Origin of the sequence: Staphylococcus sp. 191 (genome assembly GCF_011174885.1) — a bacterium.
Lineage (GTDB): Bacteria > Bacillota > Bacilli > Staphylococcales > Staphylococcaceae > Staphylococcus > Staphylococcus coagulans.
This window is the reverse complement of sequence record NZ_PNRJ01000002.1, coordinates 153,023-178,033: the sequence shown is the minus strand read 5'-3', so window position 1 is coordinate 178,033 and position 25,011 is coordinate 153,023. Positions and strand designations below refer to the sequence as shown.

The 25,011-nt window shown below is 37.4% G+C and carries 20 protein-coding genes; 16 read left to right on the top strand and 4 right to left on the bottom strand.

Going from position 1 to position 25,011, the window contains the following annotated elements; translation table 11 throughout:
* Positions 1–284: 284 nt before the first annotated feature.
* The 9 genes from C1H58_RS02820 (at position 285) to C1H58_RS02780 (ending at position 9,670) form a co-directional block, all read left to right on the top strand.
* Positions 285–1,928 carry an alpha-keto acid decarboxylase family protein gene (locus C1H58_RS02820; RefSeq protein WP_165545255.1) on the top strand — a complete coding sequence of 548 codons (1,644 nt, stop codon included), beginning with the start codon at positions 285–287 and terminating at the stop codon, positions 1,926–1,928.
* A 565-nt stretch (positions 1,929–2,493) separates the two neighbouring features.
* Positions 2,494–3,897 (top strand): anthranilate synthase component I, encoded by a 1,404-nt coding sequence (locus C1H58_RS02815; RefSeq protein WP_165545254.1) that lies wholly within the window; start codon positions 2,494–2,496, stop codon positions 3,895–3,897.
* Positions 3,894–4,478 carry an anthranilate synthase component II gene (locus tag C1H58_RS02810; RefSeq protein ID WP_165545253.1) on the top strand — a complete coding sequence of 195 codons (585 nt, stop codon included), beginning with the start codon at positions 3,894–3,896 and terminating at the stop codon, positions 4,476–4,478. The genes C1H58_RS02815 and C1H58_RS02810 overlap by 4 nt, the downstream gene beginning before the upstream one ends.
* Positions 4,462–5,466, top strand: coding sequence for an anthranilate phosphoribosyltransferase (gene trpD / locus C1H58_RS02805; protein ID WP_165545252.1), 1,005 nt, complete (start codon positions 4,462–4,464; stop codon positions 5,464–5,466). Before C1H58_RS02810 ends, trpD begins: the two co-directional genes overlap by 17 nt.
* Entirely contained in the window at positions 5,463–6,242 is a 780-nt protein-coding gene (gene trpC / locus C1H58_RS02800; RefSeq protein WP_165545251.1) for an indole-3-glycerol phosphate synthase TrpC, read from the top strand. Before trpD ends, trpC begins: the two co-directional genes overlap by 4 nt.
* A 1-nt stretch (position 6,243) precedes the next feature.
* Positions 6,244–6,873, top strand: coding sequence for a phosphoribosylanthranilate isomerase (gene trpF / locus C1H58_RS02795; RefSeq protein WP_165545250.1), 630 nt, complete (start codon positions 6,244–6,246; stop codon positions 6,871–6,873).
* On the top strand, positions 6,870–8,075 hold the full coding sequence (gene trpB, locus C1H58_RS02790) for a tryptophan synthase subunit beta (protein ID WP_165545249.1): 1,206 nt from the start codon (positions 6,870–6,872) through the stop codon (positions 8,073–8,075). The genes trpF and trpB overlap by 4 nt, the downstream gene beginning before the upstream one ends.
* Positions 8,076–8,077: 2 nt before the next feature.
* Positions 8,078–8,809, top strand: coding sequence for a tryptophan synthase subunit alpha (gene trpA, locus C1H58_RS02785; RefSeq protein WP_050329980.1), 732 nt, complete (start codon positions 8,078–8,080; stop codon positions 8,807–8,809).
* Between the two features lie 147 nt (positions 8,810–8,956).
* Positions 8,957–9,670, top strand: coding sequence for an HAD family hydrolase (locus tag C1H58_RS02780; RefSeq protein WP_165545248.1), 714 nt, complete (start codon positions 8,957–8,959; stop codon positions 9,668–9,670).
* Between the two features lie 115 nt (positions 9,671–9,785).
* Here the strand turns inward: C1H58_RS02780 and C1H58_RS02775 are convergent, their stop codons facing one another.
* A complete protein-coding gene (locus tag C1H58_RS02775; RefSeq protein ID WP_165545247.1) occupies positions 9,786–10,214 on the bottom strand; it encodes a 6-pyruvoyl trahydropterin synthase family protein in 429 nt (142 codons plus the stop codon).
* A gap of 359 nt (positions 10,215–10,573) precedes the next feature.
* Between C1H58_RS02775 and C1H58_RS02770 the strand changes: the two genes are divergently transcribed.
* The 3 genes from C1H58_RS02770 (at position 10,574) to C1H58_RS02760 (ending at position 14,747) form a co-directional block, all read left to right on the top strand.
* Positions 10,574–10,711 (top strand): hypothetical protein, encoded by a 138-nt coding sequence (locus C1H58_RS02770; RefSeq protein ID WP_165545246.1) that lies wholly within the window; start codon positions 10,574–10,576, stop codon positions 10,709–10,711.
* Between the two features lie 482 nt (positions 10,712–11,193).
* A complete protein-coding gene (locus C1H58_RS02765; RefSeq protein ID WP_165545245.1) occupies positions 11,194–12,972 on the top strand; it encodes an ABC transporter transmembrane domain-containing protein in 1,779 nt (592 codons plus the stop codon).
* Complete coding sequence (locus C1H58_RS02760) at positions 12,969–14,747, top strand: ABC transporter ATP-binding protein (protein WP_207554609.1); 1,779 nt, start codon at positions 12,969–12,971, stop codon at positions 14,745–14,747. The genes C1H58_RS02765 and C1H58_RS02760 overlap by 4 nt, the downstream gene beginning before the upstream one ends.
* Positions 14,748–14,971: 224 nt before the next feature.
* Here the strand turns inward: C1H58_RS02760 and C1H58_RS02755 are convergent, their stop codons facing one another.
* The 3 genes from C1H58_RS02755 to C1H58_RS02745 all read right to left on the bottom strand — a co-directional run bounded on the left by C1H58_RS02755 (position 14,972) and on the right by C1H58_RS02745 (position 19,638).
* On the bottom strand, positions 14,972–15,400 hold the full coding sequence (locus C1H58_RS02755; protein ID WP_050345201.1) for a pyridoxamine 5'-phosphate oxidase family protein: 429 nt from the start codon (positions 15,398–15,400) through the stop codon (positions 14,972–14,974).
* A 287-nt stretch (positions 15,401–15,687) separates the two neighbouring features.
* On the bottom strand, positions 15,688–17,073 hold the full coding sequence (locus tag C1H58_RS02750; protein ID WP_165545244.1) for an alanine/glycine:cation symporter family protein: 1,386 nt from the start codon (positions 17,071–17,073) through the stop codon (positions 15,688–15,690).
* A gap of 594 nt (positions 17,074–17,667) precedes the next feature.
* A complete protein-coding gene (locus tag C1H58_RS02745; protein WP_050329988.1) occupies positions 17,668–19,638 on the bottom strand; it encodes a fructose-bisphosphatase class III in 1,971 nt (656 codons plus the stop codon).
* 459 nt (positions 19,639–20,097) lie between these two features.
* On the opposite strand from C1H58_RS02745, the gene C1H58_RS02740 reads away from it, so the two are divergent.
* The 4 genes from C1H58_RS02740 (at position 20,098) to C1H58_RS02725 (ending at position 24,985) form a co-directional block, all read left to right on the top strand.
* Positions 20,098–21,288 (top strand): MFS transporter, encoded by a 1,191-nt coding sequence (locus C1H58_RS02740; RefSeq protein ID WP_165545243.1) that lies wholly within the window; start codon positions 20,098–20,100, stop codon positions 21,286–21,288.
* 333 nt (positions 21,289–21,621) lie between these two features.
* Complete coding sequence (locus C1H58_RS02735) at positions 21,622–22,893, top strand: pyruvate MFS transporter (RefSeq protein ID WP_165545242.1); 1,272 nt, start codon at positions 21,622–21,624, stop codon at positions 22,891–22,893.
* A 168-nt stretch (positions 22,894–23,061) separates the two neighbouring features.
* Complete coding sequence (srtA, locus tag C1H58_RS02730; protein WP_050345203.1) at positions 23,062–23,673, top strand: class A sortase SrtA; 612 nt, start codon at positions 23,062–23,064, stop codon at positions 23,671–23,673.
* Positions 23,674–23,845: 172 nt separating this feature from the next.
* Positions 23,846–24,985 (top strand): glycerate kinase family protein, encoded by a 1,140-nt coding sequence (locus C1H58_RS02725; RefSeq protein WP_165545241.1) that lies wholly within the window; start codon positions 23,846–23,848, stop codon positions 24,983–24,985.
* The last annotated feature ends 26 nt before the right edge of the window (positions 24,986–25,011 follow it).

Genomic DNA, 25,011 nt, shown 5'->3' with positions numbered 1-25,011 from the left:
TTCCTTTCTCAAACTGTTGAGTCATACATTAATGCACGAAAACACAATCAATGGGTGATAAATACGTGCCTATTTTTTAGCCCAATTATTATGAATTGAAAACAATTTGAACTCAATAATGTACTAAAGAGCGCAATCAAATAACTTTGAATCAAGTATAGAACGGCCTTTATATTATTTCAATAGAAGATTCAGTATTATTAGGTCAATATCATTGACTTATTTAAAAGTGCCATGTAGAATTCTAATTGTAAAGAAAAATATAAATCAAGGACGGGATGAAAATGAAAAAAAGAGTAGGACAATTTTTATTTGACGAAATTGCAAAACACGGTGTTGATAAAATCTTTGGTGTACCTGGAGATTTTAACCTTGCCTTTTTAGACGATATTGAGTCACATGAAACCTTACAATGGGTAGGGAATACAAATGAATTAAACGCGAGTTATGCAGCAGATGGCTATGCACGTATCAATGGATTAGCGGCAATGGTGACAACATTTGGAGTAGGAGAATTAAGTGCAACGAATGGTATTGCAGGATCTTACGCTGAAAATGTGCCGGTGATTGCAATTACAGGTGGCCCTACAACAGTCGTTGAGAAAGCTAAAAAATATGTCCATCATTCATTAGGAACAGGTATCTTTGATGCATATCGTAAAATGTTTGCACATATCACTGAAGCACAAACTTATTTAACAACAGATAATGCTCTAACAGAAGTGCCTCGAATCATCCAAGTCGCAATAGAAGAAAAACGCCCTGTACATGTTCATTTACCTATTGATACAGCGATGAAAGAAATTGAAGTACCAGATCAAATTGAATATCCAGAAGTAAAAGCGTCAGAGGACTTATCAAGTATCATCGAAAAAGTAACTGAAGCACTTCAAAATGCGAAACAACCGACTTTAATTGTAGGACATCAAATCAATAGCTTTGGCTTACAAGCTCAAGTTCAACAATTAGCTGAACGTTTAAACTTACCTGTTGCACAGTTATCACTTGGAAAAGGCGCTTTTAACGAAGAAAGCCCACAATATATGGGGATCTTTGATGGCAGTATTGCAGATGAAGCGATTCGTGATTATGTAAATGGTAGCGATGTTGTCATTACTTTAGGGGCAAAATTAACAGACTCAGCTACTGCAGGCTTTTCTCAAGAATTTAAAGATGACATTGTGATGATTTTAAATCATCGTCAAGTTCGTATTGGAGAATTTGAATCGACTTCGCCAGCACTTCCTGAGATTGTGGAAGCACTTGGACAAATCGATTATCACTATGAAGGTCAGTTCCCACAATTTGTATGGCCACAAGCTGAAAATGTGGACTTAAATGAAGAGCCGTTGACACAAGAAAATTACTTTAAATTAATGCAAGGTTTTCTTAAAAAAGGTGACGTTGTTTTAGCTGAACAAGGTACATCATTCTTTGGTTCATATAGTCTAGGTATTGAAGGTTCAACAACGTTTATTGGTCAACCTTTATGGGGTTCAATTGGTTACACATTGCCATCCACTTTAGGAACGACTTTAGCTGCACCAGAACGTCGTAACATCTTACTTATTGGCGATGGCTCTTTACAATTAACAGTACAAGAAATTTCAACAATGATTCGAGAAAAAATGAATCCGATTATTTTTGTCATCAATAACGATGGTTATACTGTTGAAAGAAAAATTCATGGTGAAAAAGCACATTATAATGATATTCAAATGTGGGATTACAAAATGTTACCAGCCGTATTTGGAGGCCAAGATATTCCAACTTATGATGTGAAGTCAACAAAAGCCTTAAAAGAAACAATGGATGCGATTGAACAAAACCCAAATACAATGCATTTTGTAGAGGTCCACATGGATGTGATGGACGCGCCAGAAAAATTGAACATCATTTCAAAAGCCTTTGCAAATCAAAATAAATAGGCAAAACCAATACTAAAAATAGCAATATCCTGATGATTTTCAAAGTCAGTTATTGACATGGGATTATGAATGGTGTTATAGTAAGCCTTAACTTAATATACGTTAGATTGAAAGTAGTTTTTATCGTTTGTAGCATGCAGAAAGCTAATGGTTGATGAAAGTTAGCACGGCGTAAAAATGAATTGGGCAATCACGCATTAACGTAATAATTGAATCATGATTTTAAAAGCGAATATGGCACAACAGTCATATTAACTAAGGTGGCACCACGGTAACGCGTCCTTATAGAGGATGGGAAACCGTGGTGTTTTTTATTTTTTAGTGAGATATAGTTAAATAGTGAGGTAAGATGTAGTAGTTTGAATCATCGGTAGCATCAGAAAATAGACGGTTGATGAGAGTCTATACCGACTTCAAATGAATTGGGTTTTACTGGAAGCAGCTAATTTTATAAGATTTTGAGTGAACAGAAGTATATCTGTTAACAAAGGTGGTACCGCGTGTGAGCGTCCTTTTTTAAGGAGACACACGCGTTTTTTTATTTTAAAAATTAAGGGGGAGACCGATGAAAATCCGTTATCGCATTTTAGATGCACCAATAAATCCAGAAACACTAGCACGACATAAACAACACAAAATTGTATTAGAAAGTGCCACAACATCTCAAACCAAAGGACGTTATTCAGTTGTTGCGTTTGATACGTTTGGTGAAGTGACATTGACTGAAGCGGGTTTAAATATTTCGACGCCTCAATATTCAAAATATGAAACGGACGCTCCGTTTGAAAAATTAAAAGCTTTTATAGGCGCACACCAATCAGATATTAAGTACGAAGCATTACAACAACTTCCTTTTATTTCAGGGTTCATGGGTTACTGCAGTTTTGATTTAGTGCGACATGCATTTCCCATACTTCAACAATATCCGGTTCAAGGAGAAACAGAAGACGTCCATTTTTACATGATTGAATCGGTCTATGTCTTTGATCATTATAAAGAGCAGATTTATGTGATTGTGACGAATCTTTTCTCAGGCGCCTCTGAACAAGAGATGGTACAACGCTTGGATGCGATGATTGATGTATTTAGCCACATTCAACTGTTTGAAGAGGAAATAGAATACAACTTGCCACAACGGAAAATTGAAACCAATATTGATGGAGCGACTTTTATCAATCAAATTACGCAGTTTAAAAAATTAATTCAAGAAGGGGATATGTTTCAAGTCGTTCCTTCTCGAGTTTACAAATATGCTCATGGCTTTGGTCATCATTTACATCAATTAACGTATCGGCTTTATCAAAAATTAAAACGCAAAAATCCAAGTCCTTATCTGTTTTACTTAAATATGGGAGGACCCATTTTAATCGGGAGTTCGCCAGAAAGCTTCGTTAAAGTGAAAGATGGCAAAGTCATGACAAACCCAATCGCGGGCACAATTAAAAGAGGTGAGACAGAGGAAGAAGATTTTAAACTTGCGCAAATTTTGTTGGAAGATGAAAAAGAATTAAGCGAGCATCGTATGTTGGTTGACTTAGGACGTAATGATATTTTGCGAATTGCCAAACCTAACTCATTAGAGATACCGAAGTTAATGACGATAGAACGCTATGAACATGTCATGCATATTGTGACAGAGGTCGTAGGTGAAATTGATGCCAAGCGCTCTCCTCTTGATATAATCGCGAGTCTTTTACCTACAGGAACAGTTTCGGGTGCGCCGAAATTACGTGCGATTCAACGTATTTATGAGAATCACCCCTATAAAAGAGGCGTTTACAGCGGGGGTGTAGGCTATATCAATTGTGATCATACGTTGGATTTAGCCCTAGCCATTCGAACGATGGTCATTGATGATAACGATGTCCATGTCGAAGCGGGTTGTGGAGTTGTCTATGACTCTGTGCCGGAGAAAGAATTGGAAGAAACGAAACTTAAAGCGAAAAGTTTATTGGAGGTCACACTATGATATTAGTCATCGATAATTATGATTCATTCACGTACAACCTGGTAGACATGTTGCGACCATTTGACAATGTGCGTGTCCATTATCCAGACGATACGTCACTCTTTAATCTGAATCCAGATGGTGTGGTCATCTCACCTGGGCCAGGCCATCCAAACGATAGCGATGATTTGCATCGGATTATTCAATCGTTCGAACATATACCTATCTTAGGGATTTGCCTTGGAGCGCAAGCACTTTACTGTTATTACGGTGGGGATGTGAACGTCGCACAGAAAGTTATGCACGGTAAAATTGATCAGTTATCTTTTGATGCACCGAGCGCTTTATACAAAGGGATTTCAGAACATTCTGACATTATGCGCTACCATTCACTGATTTGTGAAGAAGCCACATTACCGGCTTCGTTATTGATTACAGGGCGAACGCGAGATAGTATTCAATCATTTGAACACCGAAGTCGGCCACACTTTGGTCTTCAATATCATCCAGAGTCTTTTGCAAGTAAAGATGTGGCGAAAGTGGTTGAGAATTTTTTATTCATCGTAAAGAAAGGTGTGAAGTCACATGACATTGCTCAATAAAATAATGAATTTTGAAACGTTAGATGCAGATGATATGGCATTATTCGTCAATACTTTAATCTCTGAAACAACACCGATAGAAGATAAGGTAGGATTGCTTGTTGCATATACGATGAAAGGTGAAACAACAGATGAATTATATGCATTATGTGCGCGTTTGATTCAAACCATGTATGAAGAACAACCTCAACATACAGGAAGTATGTGCGTCTGTGGAACAGGGGGAGATGGATCGAATAGTTTTAATATTTCAACGACCGTTTCATTTGTTGCTGCAAGTGGCGGCATTCATGTCGTTAAACACGGAAATAAAAGTGTCACTTCACAGTCAGGTGGAATGGACATTTTACAAGCAATGGAGATTTCGACAACGCCGGTTCAACAAGTTTCACAACAACTGGCGACGAGCCGTTTGGCATTTGTTAGTGCGACAGAGTCTTATCCATTAATGAAAAATATGCAATCTGTACGCAAAAAAATAGGACGGCCGACGATTCTGAATTTGATAGGCCCTATCATTAATCCTTATGCCTTAGATTACCAAGCGATGGGGGTATTTGATCCATCAAGAATGGTGAAAATTGCAGAGGTGCTTCAAAAATTAGGACGTAAGAGAGCGATAGTGATGCATGGCGCAAATGGCATGGATGAAGCAACGCTATCTGGAGATAACCAAATTGTAGAAATGAACCAAAATAAAGGGATTGAGGTCTATACCGTTAATGCCGCGGATTACGGATTACAATACGCGCCTGATGATGCTTTAAAAGGCGGAACGCCTGAACAAAATAAGCAAATCAGTTTAGATATTTTAAAAGGGAAAGATCGCTCTTGTCGGAGAGATGTGGTGTTATTGAACGCGGGTATCGCTTTCTATACTGCTGAAAAAACAGCATCTATTCAAGACGGCATTATCTATGCGGCTGAATGTATTGATTCAGGTGCAGCCTATCAACAATACGAACAAGCGAGAGGTGTCATCGTATGAGTATCTTAGACGAAATCATCACATATAAAAAAGCATTACTAGCAGAGGGGTATTATGAACAGAAAATAGCTCAGATAGATGCCATCAATGTGGCGCACAAGCCTCGTCTTACGCAATTGCTAGCGGATGATTCAAAAATAGGTGTCATTGCAGAAATTAAGTCAAAAAGTCCGACAGTGTCAGACATTCCTGAACGTGATTTAACAGAACAATTGCAACTTTATACAGAAGGAGGGGCTTCAGCCATTTCTGTTTTAACAGATGACAGGTATTTTGGCGGCAGTTACGAGCGGTTGATAGATTTAACCCAGCAAACAAACTTACCTGTACTTTGTAAAGATTTTATCGTCGATGAACGCCAAATAGACCTTGCACATAAAGCAGGGGCCTCGATTATTTTATTAATTGTCAATGTTTTAACAGATGTACGACTCCAACAATTATACAATTACGCTACTGAATTAGGCTTAGAAGTATTAGTCGAAGTACACGACCGTAAAGAGCTTGAACGTGCACATCGCCTCAATCCAGAACTGATAGGTGTTAACAACAGAGATTTGCGCCACTTTAAGACTGACGTTGCACACACGTCTCAAATACTCACGTGTAAGCAACCGGGTGTGCATTATATTTCGGAAAGTGGTATTAAGACCCCTGCAGATATCGCTCAACTAACTTCCACAGGTATTGCAGGCATTTTAGTGGGGGAATCATTAATGAAAGCCAAAGCACCTCAAAAACAAATTCAAGCTTTTAAATTAACAAAGGGTGTCTAATATGTATTTAAAATATTGTGGTTTTACGAGACAACAAGATATTGAAGCTGCGATTCAATGTGATGTATCTGCAATCGGTTTTATTACTTATCCTAAAAGTGCACGGTACGTTAATCTAGAAACATTGCACAGCCTTTCAAAGCAAGTGCCCGATGACATTGACCGCGTGGCTGTTACTGTAAATGCTTCAATGCAAACTTTGCAAAATATCGTTGAACAGACGAATATTAACACCCTTCAATTTCATGGAGATGAATCTGTGGAGACTTTACGTATATTTAAAGCGTACTATCCACATATACAAGTGTTCAAAGCGCTTCCTGCTGACGACATATTGCGTTCTCATATAATGTCGTATCGTGATGCTGTTGACAAAATTTTGATTGATACGCCATCACAACATTTTGGTGGAACAGGGGAAGTGTTTGATTGGTCATATTTAAATGACTTGCCCGAAACAAAGTACATGATTGCTGGAGGATTGAATACACAAAATTTAGCACAATTATTAAAAACACATATACACATTCACGGAATCGATATTGCGAGTGGTATCGAAAGAGACAAAGGCATTAAAGATCCAATCAAAATGAAACAGATGTGTGCAATTATGAAAGGAGCAATAAGATGAAACATATTCAATTAGAAGTAGATGAAAATGGATTCTTTGGAGAATATGGTGGCAAGTACGTACCAGAAACACTGATGCCAGCAATAGATGAACTCAAGAAAGCCTACATAGAGGCGAAGCAAGATGACGCATTTCAAGCCATGTATCATGACTATTTAAGACATTATGTAGGGCGTGAATCGCCATTAACTTATGCGGCATCTTATACTGAACAACTCGGTGGCGCTAAAATTTATCTTAAGCGTGAAGATTTAAATCATACGGGCGCACATAAAATTAATAACGCACTTGGACAAGCGCTTCTAGCGAAAAGAATGGGCAAAAAGAAATTAGTAGCTGAGACAGGCGCAGGACAACATGGTGTAGCCAGTGCAACCGTTGCAGCGTTATTTGATATGGAACTGGTTGTTTTTATGGGAGAAGAGGATATCCGTCGACAACAGTTAAATGTATTTCGTATGGAATTATTAGGGGCTAAAGTTGTGCCTGTGACAGATGGGCAAGGGACGTTATCGGATGCTGTCAATAAAGCATTACAATATTGGGTGGCGCATGTTGAGGATACACATTATCTATTAGGTTCGGCGCTTGGTCCAGACCCATTTCCAACAATGGTACGAGATTTTCAACGTGTGATTGGTGATGAAATTAAAGCGCAACTTCATGAAAAAGAACAACGATTACCTGATGCGATTGTAGCTTGTGTCGGTGGCGGTTCTAATGCGATAGGGACTTTCTACCCTTTCGTCAATGATGAAGCGGTTAAACTGTACGGTGTGGAAGCAGCTGGAGAAGGCGCGGATACAGATCGTCATGCGCTAGCCATCAATAAAGGAAGTAAAGGTGTGTTGCATGGCACAAAAATGTATCTTATTCAAGATGAACAGCATCAAATTAAATTAGCGCACTCGATCTCAGCGGGGTTAGATTATCCTGGTGTCGGACCTGAGCACAGTTATTATCACGATATCGGTCGTGTTGACTATGTGACGGCAGATGACAGAGAAGCTATGGACGCATTAGTTCGTTTCACGCAAGCTGAAGGGATTATTCCAGCAATTGAAAGTGCACATGCATTAAGCTATGTAGAAAAACTTGCCCCTAAAATGGATAAAGAAGAAGTCCTTGTAGTTACAATTTCAGGTCGAGGTGACAAAGATATGGAAACAATCAAAAATTATCTTGAAGAAAGGGAGCGTTAATAATGACTACGAAGCAATTTGTCGCTTATATTATGGGTGGCCCTCAGTTTATTGACGAACTTAAAGCTTTAGATGAAATAGGCGCTGATTATGTTGAAATAGGTATTCCATTTTCTGATCCTGTCGCTGATGGTCCTGTCATTATGGAAGCAGGCCAAGCTGCTATTAAAGCGGGTATGACAGCACAGAAAATTTTAAGCCAATTAAAAGCGGTACAGCATGAATTACAGACACGCACCATTTTAATGACATATTATCACACCATCGAAACGTATGGTGAAGCGGCTTTTATAAAAGATGCCGAAGCAGCAGGTGTGAAAGGCCTTATTATTCCAGATTTGCCTTTTGAATATGTAGAACAACTCAAAGCGCGTCATCCAGAGCGTCAGTTACAATTCATTTCCTTAATTGCGATGACAGCCGCAGCTTCACGACGTAAACGGATCGCAGCGTCTGCGGAAGGATTTATCTATACAATTACAATGAATCAAGTGACAGGGCAAAATGGTCATTTTCATCCTGAACTCAAAAACAATATTTTAGATGTTAAAGCACAGAGTAAAGTTCCTGTGTTTGCCGGTTTTGGAATACGAACACCTGAACACGTGCGTGAAATTATAGAAGTGGCAGATGGTGTTATTATCGGTAGTGAAATTGTGAGACGCTTTAAAGAAGAGGGAATCGACAAGACAAAAGTGTATTTAAAAACAATTAAAGCGGCTCTTGATTCGTAAGAAACATAATCCTGTTGTTTAATCATTTTATTGAACAAATAAAAGGGTTAAACGGTTTGAAAAACTGTTCATGACGATGTGGAAATTATATAATAATCTCACAAAGATATACTGATTGAATTGCTACGATTATAGGGGGTGTATTGGATGATGAAGGTCATACTATTTGATTTAGATGACACGCTGTACAATCAATTGGAAGCTTTTGAATTTGCATATTATCGTCATTTTGCAGATAGCGATATTGGTGCAGAGACATTGTATCGCCACTTTAGAATTTATAGTGATGCATTATTTGAAGCGACACAACTCGGTGAATTATCACTGAAATCGATGCATATTGCGCGCATCACACAAGCAGTACATGATTTTGATATTGATTTACCAGAGCACATGGCTATTGCGTTTCAACAGGATTATGAAGCCGCTCAACAACATATCAACTTATCTGAGACGATGACACAAATTCTCGACTTTTTAACGTCTCAACAAGTTGAATTAGGCATTTTGACAAATGGTGAATCTGATCGTCAACGCCGTAAACTAGAAGCATTAAAACTAGATGCTTTTATTCCTGAGTCACATCAATTTATCTCCGCAGATTTCGGTCTATCGAAACCAGAACGAGGTATTTTTAAAGTTGTCGAGCAGAAGTTAGAGGTTGCCCCGCATGAAATTTATTATATCGGAGATCATTTTGACAATGATGTCATCGGTGCCATTGATGCAGGTTGGCATAGTATTTGGTTTAATCGTCGAAATCGTCCTATGACGCATCAACAATACAACCCTGACCATATTGTGATGACCGAAGAAGAATTATTCGAAACCATTAAAACAATATTCGAAATAGAACATTAACTAACGATACAGAACGTCAACACCCCCACCTTTTCAAAATGATGAGAAGATGGGGGTGCTGTTGCATTTAAATACTTTATAGATAGTGGCGAGATTCGCGCGTGATTCAGTCTACTTATTGGGCCATAATATTTCGTGTTAATTTTGTGCCTTGATCAGGTGTTTCAAATAATGTAATTGTATTCAATGAGACGCCTTCTGGTAGGTGCGCATGGAATTGTTGCCAAATCCAATGGGCAATATTTTCTACAGTGGTGTTCATTTCAGGTAATGTATCGTTAATCAACTGTCCTTCAAGTTTAGGCGCTAAATAGTGATTATAGACAGCATCGATTTCTTTAAAGTCCACAGCCATCCCTTGATCATCTGTTTTTGACCATAGTTCAACCTCTAGTTGATACGTATGTTGTTCTAAATCTACATAGCGTGTATCAGAAAAATAAACACGATTATCACACGTGAAAGCATAATGCTTAATGACAATGAGTGTTTTGTGATGACGTGCAAAATGTTGCGGTGGACGCACATGATCGAATTTTGTCATGTTGTTACCTCATTTCCTCTCTTTTTTATTAGCTTAACATATGAACAATAAAGTTGTGTAGCCCTATCCGTTTTGGTGCTATGTTACCAATTTTTCAACCAACTTATCTTTGCTTTGTTTATCATTCGTTTTTAAAGAAAGTGATAACTTTTATGCGTCTCAATGGTAAATATCTCATTATTTCCCGACTAAAATTCTAGCCTATGGATGATTCATAATAATCAGTACAGATTGTGTTTTCTAAAAATAAAGCAATAAATACGAGGCCGTTATGTTGGGTGAGATAAAGTATGATAAAATAGTTTAAAATATTATCGAAATATTTTGACATTTAAACGTAGTGGGAGGGGGGAGGCAGGATGAATGATGAGCAGAAAATGAAAAGTGTAAAAAGGCAGCGTGCTATAATAAGAGGACTTAGTAAAAATATGAAAGTTAGAGAAGTAAGAAAAATTAAGGGATACGACGTCACTTTTAAATGTAGAGCTTTTCAATAAAGTATAAAAGCATAAATAAAGTGTGTCTAATTTATTTGAGCGGCGAGTGAAGGACTTATCACAACACGAAGCATAGCTTTAGAAAGGGGAGAAAACATGTAGGATGTAGATAAGAATTAAAGCAGATTGCGTCGAGCGCTTGTGTCAATAATAGTTTAAAAGCGCGTAACCATCGCTTTGATCATTCACGTTATAGATTGGGATAGAGATTCCTTAATCTATTAACTTTAGACAAACAATAGAATAGTAGCTATCCAGATTATATATGCGACACTTGTATACAGGTTGATGTAGCTCTTACTCACGCGCCCCAGAATAGGGAACAGAAGAGACGTGCGTGTTTCGTAAAATGAATTTAATGTTGTTTTAACGATGAGGCGTGCATCGTTTGAATAGAATACAGTAAAAACGTGTCGATGCTATTGTTCTTATACAAATAAATATGAAAGTACAGTCTGTGCTTAGAAAGAGTAGGTGGCAACATGAAAGTTTTTAAGCAACTCGGGTGGTTTTTCAAGCAAGAAAAATGGCGCTATATAAGCGCCTTGATTGCTTTAGTTATTACAGCTTTATGTAGCTTGATTCCACCGCAAATTATAGGTTTTGTGATAGATCATATCGCACAGCACACGTTGACACCTCAAAATTTAACAATGTATCTTGTGATTATCTTTATCGTCGGTTTAGCAGTTTATGCGTTACGTTATTTTTTGCGTACGCGATTTTTTGGCGCAAGTGCAAAATTAGGGAGCATTTTGAGAAATCAACTTTATGAAAAATATACGAATATGAGTCCATCATTTTACCAAAATTACCGTACAGGTGATTTAATGGCGCATGCGACAAATGATATTCGAGCGGTGCAAAACACTGCGGGTATCGGTGTGTTTACGATATCTGAAGCAGTCATAACGGGTGGCATCACTTTAATAATGATGTGTGTGACCATTAGTCCTAAACTGACACTCATTATGATGATTCCTTTACCATTATTGGTGATATTGACGAGTTATTACGGCCATTTGTTGCATAAGGGTTTTAAAGAAGCACAAGGGGCTTTTAGTCAATTAAATGATAAAACGCAAGAAAGTATCGCAGGGGTCAAAGTGACAAAATCTTTTGGTTATGAACAAGCGGACGAAACGGATTTTCGACAATTGAGTGACCGTGTCGTGGCTAAAAACTTAGTTGTATCCAAAATTGATGCGCTTTTCGATCCTACAATTGAATTGGTAATTGGTGCAAGCTACCTTTTAAGTGTGGTCTTTGGAGCATTGATGGTGATTCATGAGTCCATCACTATTGGTCAACTCATTACATTCACGACTTATTTAGGCATGCTTGTTTGGCCGTTATTAGCGCTTGGGTTTTTCTTTAATATCGTTCAAAGAGGATCAGCATCTTATGACCGGATACGCAAAATAGAAAGTGTACAAAGTGATATTGTGACGACATCTCAAACATCGTCAGTTCCTGAAGGTGATATTGATTTCAATATTGATACGTTCGAATTTAAAGGTGAAACAGAACCAGACTTAAAAGATGTTCATTTCCAAATTAAACAAGGAATGACGTTAGGGATTGTTGGACATACAGGTTCAGGTAAAAGTTTATTATTACGTCTTTTACTGCGTGAGTTTGATACCAAACAGCCCGAAGATATTCAATATGGCGGACGACCTATCCGTGATTATGAAATTAACAAACTTAGAGGTCAGTTCGGCTACGTGCCACAAGAACATTTTCTATTTTCATCAACCATTCGTGGGAACATCGCATTTAGTCAACCGGATGTTGCGGATGAAAGGGTCTTTCATGCAAGTGCGATGAGTCATATTCATCAAGACATCTCAAGTTTGCCTGAAGGTTATGACACCGTTGTCGGAGAGCGAGGCGTTTCATTATCAGGCGGACAAAAGCAGCGGATTTCCATTGCACGGGCATTAATGACGGAGCCACAAATTTTAATTTTAGATGATGCTTTATCTGCTGTTGATGCAGAAACTGAAACAGCTATTTTGAACAATTTGAAACAAGAACGTCAAGATAAAACGAATATTATTACGGCGCACCGTATGAGTGCTGTTATGCATGCAGATATGATCATTGTAATGAGACATGGCACTATCATTGAACGCGGAACACATGAACAGCTTATGGCAAAAGAGGGTTGGTATGCGGAGACGTACCGTTCACAAGCGATGCAAAGTCGTCTTACCCGTGATTTAGAAAGTGAAGTTGATGGAGGTGAGCGAAAATGATGCAGCAAGACGTCAAATCTCAATTGACAACGAAAGAACAAACTCAGACTTTAATGCGACTCATTCGTTATACATTTCCATTTAAAAAGTTAATCTTCCTAACTTTAGCAATGCTCACTTTTTCAACGATGGCAAGTATGTCTATTCCTTATCTTGTCAAAATGTTTATTGACCAATATTTAACACCGCAACATTTTCCAAGAAATGAAATTACGATTTTGTTAGTCGTTTTTGTTGCAGTTGAATTAATAGGAGCAGTCACTACGTATTTAAGTATTTATTACTTACAATATCTAGCATTTAAAGTCATTCAACAACTGCGAATTGATGCTTTTCATAATATCAGTCAATTAGGAATGAAATTTTTTGATGAAACGCCGAGTGGGAGCATTGTTTCGCGTTTAACAAATGATACTGAGGCAATTGTCGAAATGTTCACAGGTGTGCTCTCTTCCTTTTTAATTGCATTCTTCATGATTATCGCAAGTTTTGTCATGATGTTTGTCTTAGATATTCGAATGGCATTTTTCGCAATGTTGTTTATTCCGATTGTAATCGTTGTGCTCGCAATATATCGGAAATATGCATCCATTTATTTCTATGAAACACGTCAGCGCTTATCTGATTTAAATGCCAAACTCGGTGAATCTATAGAAGGTATGAAAATCATCCAAGTGTTTAATCAAGAGCGACGTTTACGAAATGAATTCGAAGCTATTAATGCATCACATTATCAATATTCAATTAAGACAATACGTTTAGACGGTCTATTATTACGACCTGCGATTACGATGTTATCAACATTTGCAATCGTTGTGATATTAGCGTATTTCGGTATTTTAAGTTTTTCAACAACTGTCACAGCAGGGGTAGTGTATGCATTTATTCAATATATGCAACGTTTCTTTGAACCTGTCAACCAAGTGAGTCAAAATTTAAATATTTTCCAACAAGCCATTGTTTCAGCTAGTCGTGTTTTCAAAATGATGGACGATCCCACTTTAGCGCCGTTACAAAATGTGCAAAGTCAAGGTGAAATTAAAGAAGGAAAAATTGAATTTAAAGATGTTTCATTTAGTTATGATGGTCAACATGATGTACTTAAAAATATTTCATTCACAGTGGAGCCTGGCCAAACAGTAGCTCTAGTAGGGCATACAGGTTCCGGTAAAAGTTCTATCATTAATTTATTTATGCGCTTTTATGAATTTAACCGTGGTGAAATTTTAATTGACGGGCAATCTATTAAGGATTTTCCGCCGGCACAATTAAAACGTAATATCGGACTTGTGTTGCAAGATCCATTTATGTTTTATGGAACGGTCGCTTCTAATATTAAGTTATATCATCCGACGATGACACAAGAAGAAATAGAAGCAGCAGCTCAATTTGTACACGCAGATGAATTTATTCGTCAATTGAAAAATGGGTACGCCCACGAAGTGATTGAGAAGGGGAGTGCTTTCTCAAGCGGTCAACGTCAATTAATTGCTTTCGCAAGAACGATGGCTATCCAACCTAAAGTGCTTATTCTTGATGAAGCGACGGCGAATATTGACTCGGAAACGGAAGAAGCGATTCAACAGTCACTCAATCGTATGAGGACTGGACGAACAACGATTGCCATCGCGCACCGTTTATCGACGATTCAAGATGCCGATCAAATTTTAGTGTTAAATAAAGGGGAAATTGTAGAAAGAGGAACACATGAATCCTTAATTGCGCAAGAAGGCATTTATTACAAGATGTATCAATTACAGCTTAACGGCGCGTAATGTACAAAGGCAGTATACAGAAGCATGTGATGCCATGCAGTTCTGTATACTGCCTTTTGTGTGGAATACAACTTTATATAAGGATAAGACATTTTATATAAACAAAAGTATAACAATGGGAACAATCGGAAAATAAAAGCATTTCCTCAACCGCTCCCGAATAGGTTAATGATTCAAAAACTGACAGATTCATCAGCACACTCTCATTAATTTGCACGAATGAATTAAAGGGCACTGACGTCAATTTCGAAAGGTGTATCTAAATCTTCACTGTTTAGCAGTTTGATATGTGATGGGATGACACGGATAACGACTAAATCTGGATCATTTTTTGAATCAAAAAATGTTTTATCTTGTTCTTGCCATAACCAATCTATTTCTTTTGAATTCGTAATAATATCAATTGTACCATCGATTTCGACATAAGGATGACCAGATCCTTCTTCATAACCGAGTAATACGTGTGCTTTTGGATTTTGTTTTAATTCTTCAATTTTTTGAGAAGAACGGCTTGTTTTTGTATATAAATCTAAGTCGTCATTATAAAAAATCATATAACGACTATTAGGTTGATTGTTAACTGCAGTAGAAAGAACTCCGATACGAGATTTTTCAAATACTTGTTTCATTTGATTAATAACTTTTTGTTTCATTGATTTTTCACCTCAATTTACCCATACCCTTCTCAAGTAGGATCAAACGAAAGTATGAAAGGGACACATTTCCAATCGCAAATATATCTATAAAAAGAAGAGTTCGAGACATAAATTTTTGATAACCTTAACTTTATGAATGTGCTTGTATAGAGGATGCCCCCTTGGAAAGCAAAGTCATACAATACGAAGTTTTTATCATAAAAAGATAGCGCTGAGATAATTTTCTATTAAAAATCATCTTAGCGCTATTTATTGGACTTTCTATCCCAGCTACTTGTATTATTTTATGAATATTGACGTACAGACGGCTTAAAGTAAAGATCTGTTTCTTCTTTAATCACTTTGTATAAGAATAAAATACCAATTAAGTTTGGAATCATCATTAAAGCATTCGCTGTATCTGCAAACATCCAAACAGTTCTTAAGTTAGCTACTGTACCGATGAATGTTGCGATGACATAAATGATGCCATAAAACATGACATATTTTACGCCGAACAGATATTCAAAACATTTTGCCCCATAGACGAACCAAGCAATAATCGTTGAAAAGCCGAAAAAGATGACCGATAGCGATACAACGTATTCCCCCATCGAACCTAAACTTGCGCCAAAAGCTTTACTTGTAAGTGCACCGGCTTCTAAACTTGCATCATGATGCACACCAGAAAGTACACCACCTGTTGGATCCCAAAATCCTGTAACGAGAAGGACGAGTGCTGTCATTGTACAAACGACAATCGTTACAATAAAAGTTCCTGTCATTGCGACTAGCGCTTGAATGGCTGGTTTTTCAGCTTTAGCATTTCCTGAGATTAAAGCGACTGTACCCAAACCTGCTTCGTTGGAGAAAATCCCTTTAGAAACCCCATTTTGAACGGCTTGCATGACTAAAATACCTGAAAAGCCACCTGCAGCGGAGACGGGTGTAAATGCATATTGAAAAATTAAACCAAATGATGGCAATATTTGATTGTAATTGAGAATTAAAATGATGATGGCTGCGCCAATATAAAAAATGGCCATCATTGGAACAAAAAAGCCTGCCACATTGCTAATGCGCTTTAAACCACCAAAAATAATTAATGAGATGAGTATCACTAAAACAATGCCGGTCACAAAGCCGCTCACGTTAAAGCTATTTTTCATGACGTCGGCAATCGTATTTGATTGCACGCTATTACCAATACCCAGTGCTGCAAACGCACCGAATATAGCGAAAGCGACCGCTAAAAATTTAAAGCGATGACCAAGACCCTTTTCTATGTAATACATCGGACCACTTGAAAATTCCCCTTTATCATTTTGAACGCGGTATTTCATTGCGAGTAAAGCTTCCGCATATTTTGTTGTCATGCCCAGCAAGCCCACAACCCACATCCAAAATACGGCACCGGGACCACCTAAAGTGACGGCAGTTGCTACACCGGCGATATTCCCATTTCCTATCATTCCAGCGAGTGATGTCATTAAAGCTTTAAAGTTACTGATATCGCCTTCATTGTCTTTATCACTTTCATTTGGAACGAATGCCAGTTTAAATGCATGCAATAATTTTGTAAATTGCATCCCTTTAAGTAAGAGGGTTAAAAATAACCCTGTCCCTGTTAATAAAATTAAACTCGGTGCCCCCCACAATATTGCATTGAGTTTTTGTAGAATATCAATCAAAATTTCTCCCTCCAATAATTCGCATTTCATAAGTAAACGCTTTCAACATTATAATACATCACGATTTAAAAAGTAAAATAGTGTAAAAGTTCGATTTTGCTCTAGTCATATGATTTGAATTTCCAATCTATCATATGAAAAATTTCTGAGATCAAATAGTTATTATTTTTGGTTTTATATAGACAGCACTTTGAAGTAATGAAACAATTTGGTTGTTTAGTCAAAGTTATTTGATAATGAGGAAAGAACTGGATCCTGTCTTTATACAAAAATGCTATAGCAGGCATTTTGGGCTGACAATCGACCGACACCCACTTCGAACTTGCCTACGTAATAAGGTTGTAATTGATATGATATCCATCATGTTTTCATACTTCATTTTGAACCACTTCAATGCGCACTCTCAAATTTTACACCTTTCTTTTGAACATTACCACTTTTATTTGCAATAAAATAGGGGCAAGACATAATGATGTCTCGCCCCACATACTTGTATGATAACTGATAAAATTGCCAACAATGAAAACCAACCAAAGACATTTCAAATCAAGATTGTATTATCAATGTCTATGCATGCGTAGTCGATATATTTAATTAACGATGTGTTGATTTTTTCATGTAACGATAGTTCATGAGCGCTTTCAACATGTCGATTTCTTTCTGCAATTCTACACCTTTGTTAGTATCGCGAATAAGCTTACGTTCTAACTCTTCATCCACGACACGTCGTATTGATAACTCATCTTCACCAGTTTCCAACATATTTTCTTTTGAGTTGAATTGCTGATGCGCCACCAACTGCATGCCAAATGAATTGTAGAGTAAAGTATAACCAGCAATTCCTGTTGTCGATTGATAGGCTTTTGAAAAGCCGCCATCGATGACGAGCATTTTACCATTGGCCTTGATAGGTGTCTCACCATCACGTTCTTTTACAGGTGTATGGCCATTAATAATTCGGCCTTGCTCTGGATCTAAATCAAACTCTTTTAACATTTTTTTGACGACAGCTTCATCTTCACGCAAATGATAATATGGGTTTTTCTTTTCTTTATGCGTTTTTTTATCTTGAATGAAATAACGTTCAAATGTTGTCATTGCACGCTTTCCAAAAAGTGAAGAATATTTACCTGTCCATAAATACCAAACTAAATCGGTAGAAAGGTCATCGTGTTCGTCTTTTTGTTCATATGCATAATGAACATGCTTTTCAAATTCATCCACTAATGCGCGACCTGATTCATATTGCCCATTAATGACCATACCTTCCATTTCACCTTGTTCGTCAATAGGAATACAACCGTGAATTAAAAGATTGCCATTATAACGCAAATAAAGGTTACCTTTTTTCATTAGAAAGTCAATATGACGACGCAATTTTTCAGATTCTTGGAAAGAGATTAACAGTTTATCAATCACTTCTTTTTCTTCCTCAAGAAGTGCACTTGGTTGTCTTGGATCGACGGTTCTAAAACATGTATTTTCAACAGGGTATACGACACCTTCTATTTCAACTGTTCTATCTTGATAATTAACACGATCCAATAGTAATCTTGACTCCATTTCGAATTCTGGACGGCGTTTAATAATTGGAGCCTCTAATTTAAATTGAATCATAGTAATAGCTTGATGAATTTTAGTGATTTGTAGTCTTTCAGATTCTGACGGTGTCTTTTCAGGATGCTTTTTAGGACGAAATGCGGGATTATCATCATAATATTTTTCAGCTAACGTCAATAAAGGTCTCAAGTTAATGCCATATGCATCTTCAATGATGTCCAAATTATCATAACGGGCACAAATTCGTAAAAGGTTTGCTAAACATACTTTTGACCCCGAATAGGCGCCCATCCACAAAACATCATGATTTCCCCATTGAATATCAACGGAATGATAATCGATTAACGTATCAATGATTTTATCTGGATGAGGTCCCCGGTCATAAATATCACCAACTACATGTAAATGGTCCACCACGAGTCGTTGAATGGTATTGGCCAAACTCATAATAAGCTTTTCGGCTTGGTTTAACTTAATGATTTGGCGAATAATCGTTTCGTAATAATCTTTTTTGTTATTGTATTTATTACTTTTATATAAAAGCTCTTCAATAATAAAAACATACTCTGGTGACAAAGCTTTTCGTAATTTAGAGCGTGTATACTTTGAAGATGTATAAGTTATGACTTCTAATAAGCGTTGAATTGTTTTTTCATACCATTCATAACGTTCTGCTTTACTGTTAAACTGGCCTCTAATTCGCTTTATCTTTTCTTCTGGATAATAAACAAGTGCAATCAATTCGTTCATCGTTTTTTGATCAAGTCGATTGTCAAAAATATCGTGAACCTTCGCTTGTACGTTACCAGACCCGTTTCGTAATACGTGTTGAAAGGCGTGAAATTCACCGTGTAAATCACTGACAAAATGCTCAGTGCCTTTTGGAAGCTCTAAAATAGATTCGAGACTGATAATCTCGGTGGCTACTTTTTCTTCAGAATCATATTTCTCAGCAAGCAAATCGAGATATTGCTTTTTTAGCTCTTTTTCTGTATCAGATAACATAGTATTGACTCCTTTAATATTCATCGTATGTATACATGGGGATGAAGCCATTGGATTAAAAATGACGAGGTGAAGCGTCCTTTATCATCGCTTTTAAAACATGACCGGATCAATGCTTTCTAGTCCAATCGCCCCAATCCTTAATGAATGACACAATTATTTTATTTTAAGCGTTTTCAATTCTATTAAACCATATTCTTTTGTGAAGTTAAACGGACTTGTTTGAAGGTGAGGACTATACTTCATGTATGAACTGAATGTAAGATAAAGTGTTTAAACTAAATGCCTTATTATTTTTGAGAAGGCATTAAACAAGTCGTAGAAAGCACACAAATTGACTGAGTTTGCACTTTGATAGGGCTTTTAGTCATTTCAAGAGGTTGATTTAACTCATCGAAAACGATATAATAGTCAGGTTATTAGTTAGCCTAGCTTACCATTTTAGAAGGGGGATTTTGAATGACTGCGGATAAGGGGAGTCAATTTCTTAAAAATTATATATTAAATTTTGTAGTCAATTTTCTTGTTTATTTAACAATGTATTTACTCATTGTGGTAATCGCACAGTATTCGATCAAACAATACCATGTGACTGCAGGTATGGCAGGACTTGTGTCAGGGATATTCATTGTAGGTGCACTCATTGGACGGTTTGTCGTAGGACGCTATATTCATGAGATTGGTCCACAAAAAATATTAATCGTGGGTCTCATTTCTTTCATTTTGACACAAGGTCTTTATTTTATTGAAGGGAGCTTGACCCTTTTATTAATCACTCGATTTTTAAATGGTCTTGCGCTTGCGGTTGCCACGACAGCAACGGGGACAATTGTTCCGCTCATTTCACCACCGGAACGTCGCGGTGTAGCTATTAGTTTGTTTAGTCTCAGTCTAGTGATAGGTGCAGCAGTAGGGCCCTTTTTAGGACTCTATTTAGCGCATTTCTATCCAACATTTGTTCTTTTTACATTTTGTCTTGTGATTGCGATAGCTGCATTTGTCATCGCGTTATTCTTGAAAGTCAAAGTTGAAATTGAGCCTAAACATGAAGTCCATCATAAAATCCATATTTCTCAGTTCATCTCGTTACCCGCGCTTCCTATTGCATTTGTTGTACTGATTTGTGGTTTAGGCTATGCCTCTGTTTTATCATTTTTACAATTATATGCAGAGCAAATCCATTTGACTGAAGTCGCAAGTTATTACTTTATTTGTTATGCCATCACTTCTATTTTGACGCGACCTATCGTCGGCCACATTTTAGATGAATATCATGAAAACTGGATTGCGTATCCTGCTTTGTTACTTTTTGGCTTAGGACTCTTGCTTTTAGCTTCAGCGCATGCGGGATGGGGTTTGTTAGTTTCTGGCGCTTTAGTCGGTATCGGATATGGAAGTATGACAGCTGTAGGTAACGTAGTCGCAGTGAAAATGTCAGATCCAGATAAAGTTGGCTTAGCGACATCAACTTTCTATATCGGATTGGATATCGGTATTGGCTTTGGCCCGGCATTAATCGGTATCATTGTGCCATCTATCGGTTACCGTACGATGTATTTAGGTACCGGTATATTAATGTTGATATGTATTTTATTATATAGTATTTTACATGGACAAAGACATCGTCATCGTAAAATAGAAGAAAACTAAATTTCGAAAAAGCAAGTGTTTGAAGTCTTACATCTATGACAACGGGCACTTGCGCTTTTTTATTACAAACCATATTCTGAATAAATCGAAAAATCTGAAAAATATGTTGTAACCGATTTCTTAACATGCTATATTCAGATAGTAATATGAAGGGATTAATATCTATCATGAGCATTATTCTATTCATAGATCAATTCTATTATGACAAAAGATGTCGGGAAGAATGAGTGGGATGCGTGCTTACTTTTGAAGACTGTTCATCTTTGTCGAAGGATGCATATCAACCTATTTTAAACGACAGACGTGCATCTTTATGAAAGCGGGGCAAAAATTATGAGTCAAAAGAAAACAAATATACGTTGGATGTTTGCAGGGATTTTCTTTCTAGTCGGTATCATTGCCTATATGGACCGGTCGAACATTTCTTATATTGCAGGTCCTATGATGAAAGATTTAGATTTAACGAAAGGGCAGTTTGCATTACTTGCATCATTTTTCTCACTTGGCTATGCGTTAATGCAAGTGCCAGCGGGATTTTTGGCTGAAAAATACGGGCCGAAAAAAATGTTAACGATTGCACTTGTATGGTGGAGTGCTTTCACAATTTTCACGGGCATTGTCAAACAACATGGCTTTTTATTTTTTATTCGATTTTTATTTGGTGTAGGTGAAGCACCAATGTTTCCATCTAACGCTGTCTTCAATACGTTTTGGTTTGGTAAAAATGAAAAAGGGCGTGCGTCTAGTGCGTTGTTAGCAGGATCATATTTTGGACCGGTATTAGCGCCATTTATAACTGTAACCATCTATAATGCATTTGGTTGGCAAGCTGTTTTTTACATCTTTGGGGCAGTTGGTTTCGTGATTGCAATTTTATGGGGCATTATTGCAAAAGATTTACCAGAACATCATCAAATGGTTAATGAAGCAGAAAAGCAATATATACTACAAAATCGAGATATTATGAAAACTGAAAAATCATCTGCACCATGGGGAATGTTCTTTTCTCGTTTTAGTTTTTATGCTATTGCTGCACAATATTTTATTGTTCAATTTGTCATTACTTTATTTTTAATTTGGTTACCGACATATTTAATTGAGCAGTTTAAAATTGACGCTATGACGATGAGTAAGATTGCAGGTATTCCTTGGTTCTGTATGTTTATTTTAATTATGCTAGGTGGTACGATTTCTGACAAAATTTTGAGCTCAGGCAAGTCGCGTTTTACAGCACGTGCTTTAATTGCTATATTTGGCTTTATTGTATTCGGTGTTTCTTTAAATTTTGCAATTTCATCTGCGACGCTTGTGGGCAATATCTTTTGGATGTCACTTTGTCTAAGTGGGGTCGGCTTATCGATGGTAATGAGCTGGGTTTCAGCTACGGATTTAGGGCGTAACTTTTCTGGTACAGTTTCTGGTTGGATGAACTTATGGGGCAACATCGGCGCGATGTTAGGGCCGTTATTAGCAGGATTTTTAGCGGACTATTTAGGCTGGGTAACGATATTACGTTCGATGACCTTACTTGTAATCATTGCTATTGCCCTTTGGTTTTTTGTGAAACCTGATGAACCATTAATTAAAGATCAAGTGGATGGATAATACAAAGACTGTCATTAAGATTCAATGGACTCAAACCTAAATAAGAATAGGTGTGACAGGGTATGTTCAGCATTATGGCGCTTCTTTTATCTGTTCTGTTTTGTTTTCAATTTGAGCGTAAAAGTATATAATAAAATGACATAAATTATTTGTAAAAGAGGTTAAATGATGCAAAAATTGACACGATGGTTATTTCCGCTGATAGGTATTGCGCTGATTATCGGTGGTATTTATCTTGTATTTAAGCCGAAAATCGATGCCTATTTTACGAAGCAAGATAATGAAAAGAAGATTGAGCAGTATCAGGCAGAGCAAAAAAAAGCACCAGCTTCTGAAAAGAAGAAAACACCTCAAGTTCCGAAAGACCCATCAAAAATTGTTGGCGTTCTTGAAATTCCATCAGTAGACATTAAAGAACCTGTTTACCCGGGACCAGCAACACCTGAGCAACTCAACCGAGGTGTAAGTTTTGCAGAAGGCGATGAGTCATTAGATCAGCAAAATATTTCCATTGCAGGTCATACGGATTATACGTTGAATTATCAATTCACAAACTTGCATAAGGCTAAAAAAGGCGCAAAAGTGACTTTTAAGATTGGAGATGAAACGCGTCGCTATAAAATCACTTCAATTAAAGATGTCAAACCAGAGCAAGTCGAAGTTTTAGACGAAATGAAAAAGAAAAAAGATCAATTGACGTTAATTACTTGTGATGATTATGATGAAAATACAGGTCAATGGTTAACGCGTAAAATATATGTTGCAGAACAAGTAGCTTAATCATCGCAATCTGTTTTAAATGAATAAATGTACGAGATGAAAAAGTGGCTTAGATTTCTAACAGAGATGTTCAGAGATTTAGGTCACTTTTTTAGTTATACATCATTTTGTTTTAAAGCTTGGACGGTGTAAAATGAATCTAACAAATGAGGGTGAACGGGAGAGGATAAAAATGCGTATTTTAATTGCACCGGATTCATTTAAAGAAAGCATGACTGCAATGGAAGCAGCGCATGCCATAGAAAAAGGGTGGCGGTCAGTGACTGGAGAACATGACACGTTTAAAAAAATTCCAATGGCAGATGGTGGCGAGGGTACAACACAATCCTTACACGATGCGTTAGGTGGAAAGTTTGTGACAACTACAGTCACTGGGCCATTAGGCAGTCCAGTGGAAGCGACTTATAGTATTGCCGATGAAGGACGAACTGCAGTGATAGAAATGGCAGCTGCGTCTGGTTTAGATCTGGTTCCAAAAGCACAGCGTAATCCTTTAATCTCGACAACCTATGGGACAGGTGAGCTTTTACGTCATGCATTAGATCAAGGTGTCTCTCATATTATATTAGGTATAGGTGGAAGTGCAACAAACGATGGCGGTGCGGGTTTGCTACAAGCACTAGGTGTTCGTTTATATGATGCACAAGGAAACGATTTGCCGTTTGGTGGTGAAGCGTTGCAACATCTTGCTCGTATTGACAGAGAAGGACAAGATCCACGTTTTGATAATATTCTTTTTGAAGTGGCATGTGACGTAGATAATCCACTATTAGGTTATCGTGGTGCAACGGCGATATATAGCCAACAAAAAGGGGCAACCGCAGAAGATCAGGTTATTCTAGAATCTGCTTTGACACAATGGAACACTGTCATTGAAAAGATGCTCAATAAAAGGGTCAAAAACATACCTGGTGCCGGGGCAGCCGGTGGTTTAGGTGCTGGGTTATGTGCTTTCTTAAATGTGGAATTACGCCGAGGGATTGATATCGTTTTAGATGCGACACATTTTTATCATTATGCTTTAAATACTGATTTAGTCATTACTGGAGAAGGTGCTATTGATGGGCAAACGATATATGGTAAAACACCGATTGGTGTCGCAAAAGCTGCGAAAAAATATCATAAACCTGTTATTGCGGTAGCCGGTGTATTAGGGGAAGGATATGAAGCGGTTGAAATGCATGGTATCGATGCTGTATTTAGTTTGTCTACAGGTCCGAGGTCAGTAGAATCTGCTTTAAAAAGAGGGCCTGATGATTTGACCGAATGGGCCCGCAATATGGCTAAGTTCTCTATGATCCATCGTCAATAATCTCTATGATTAGATGATATTTCATT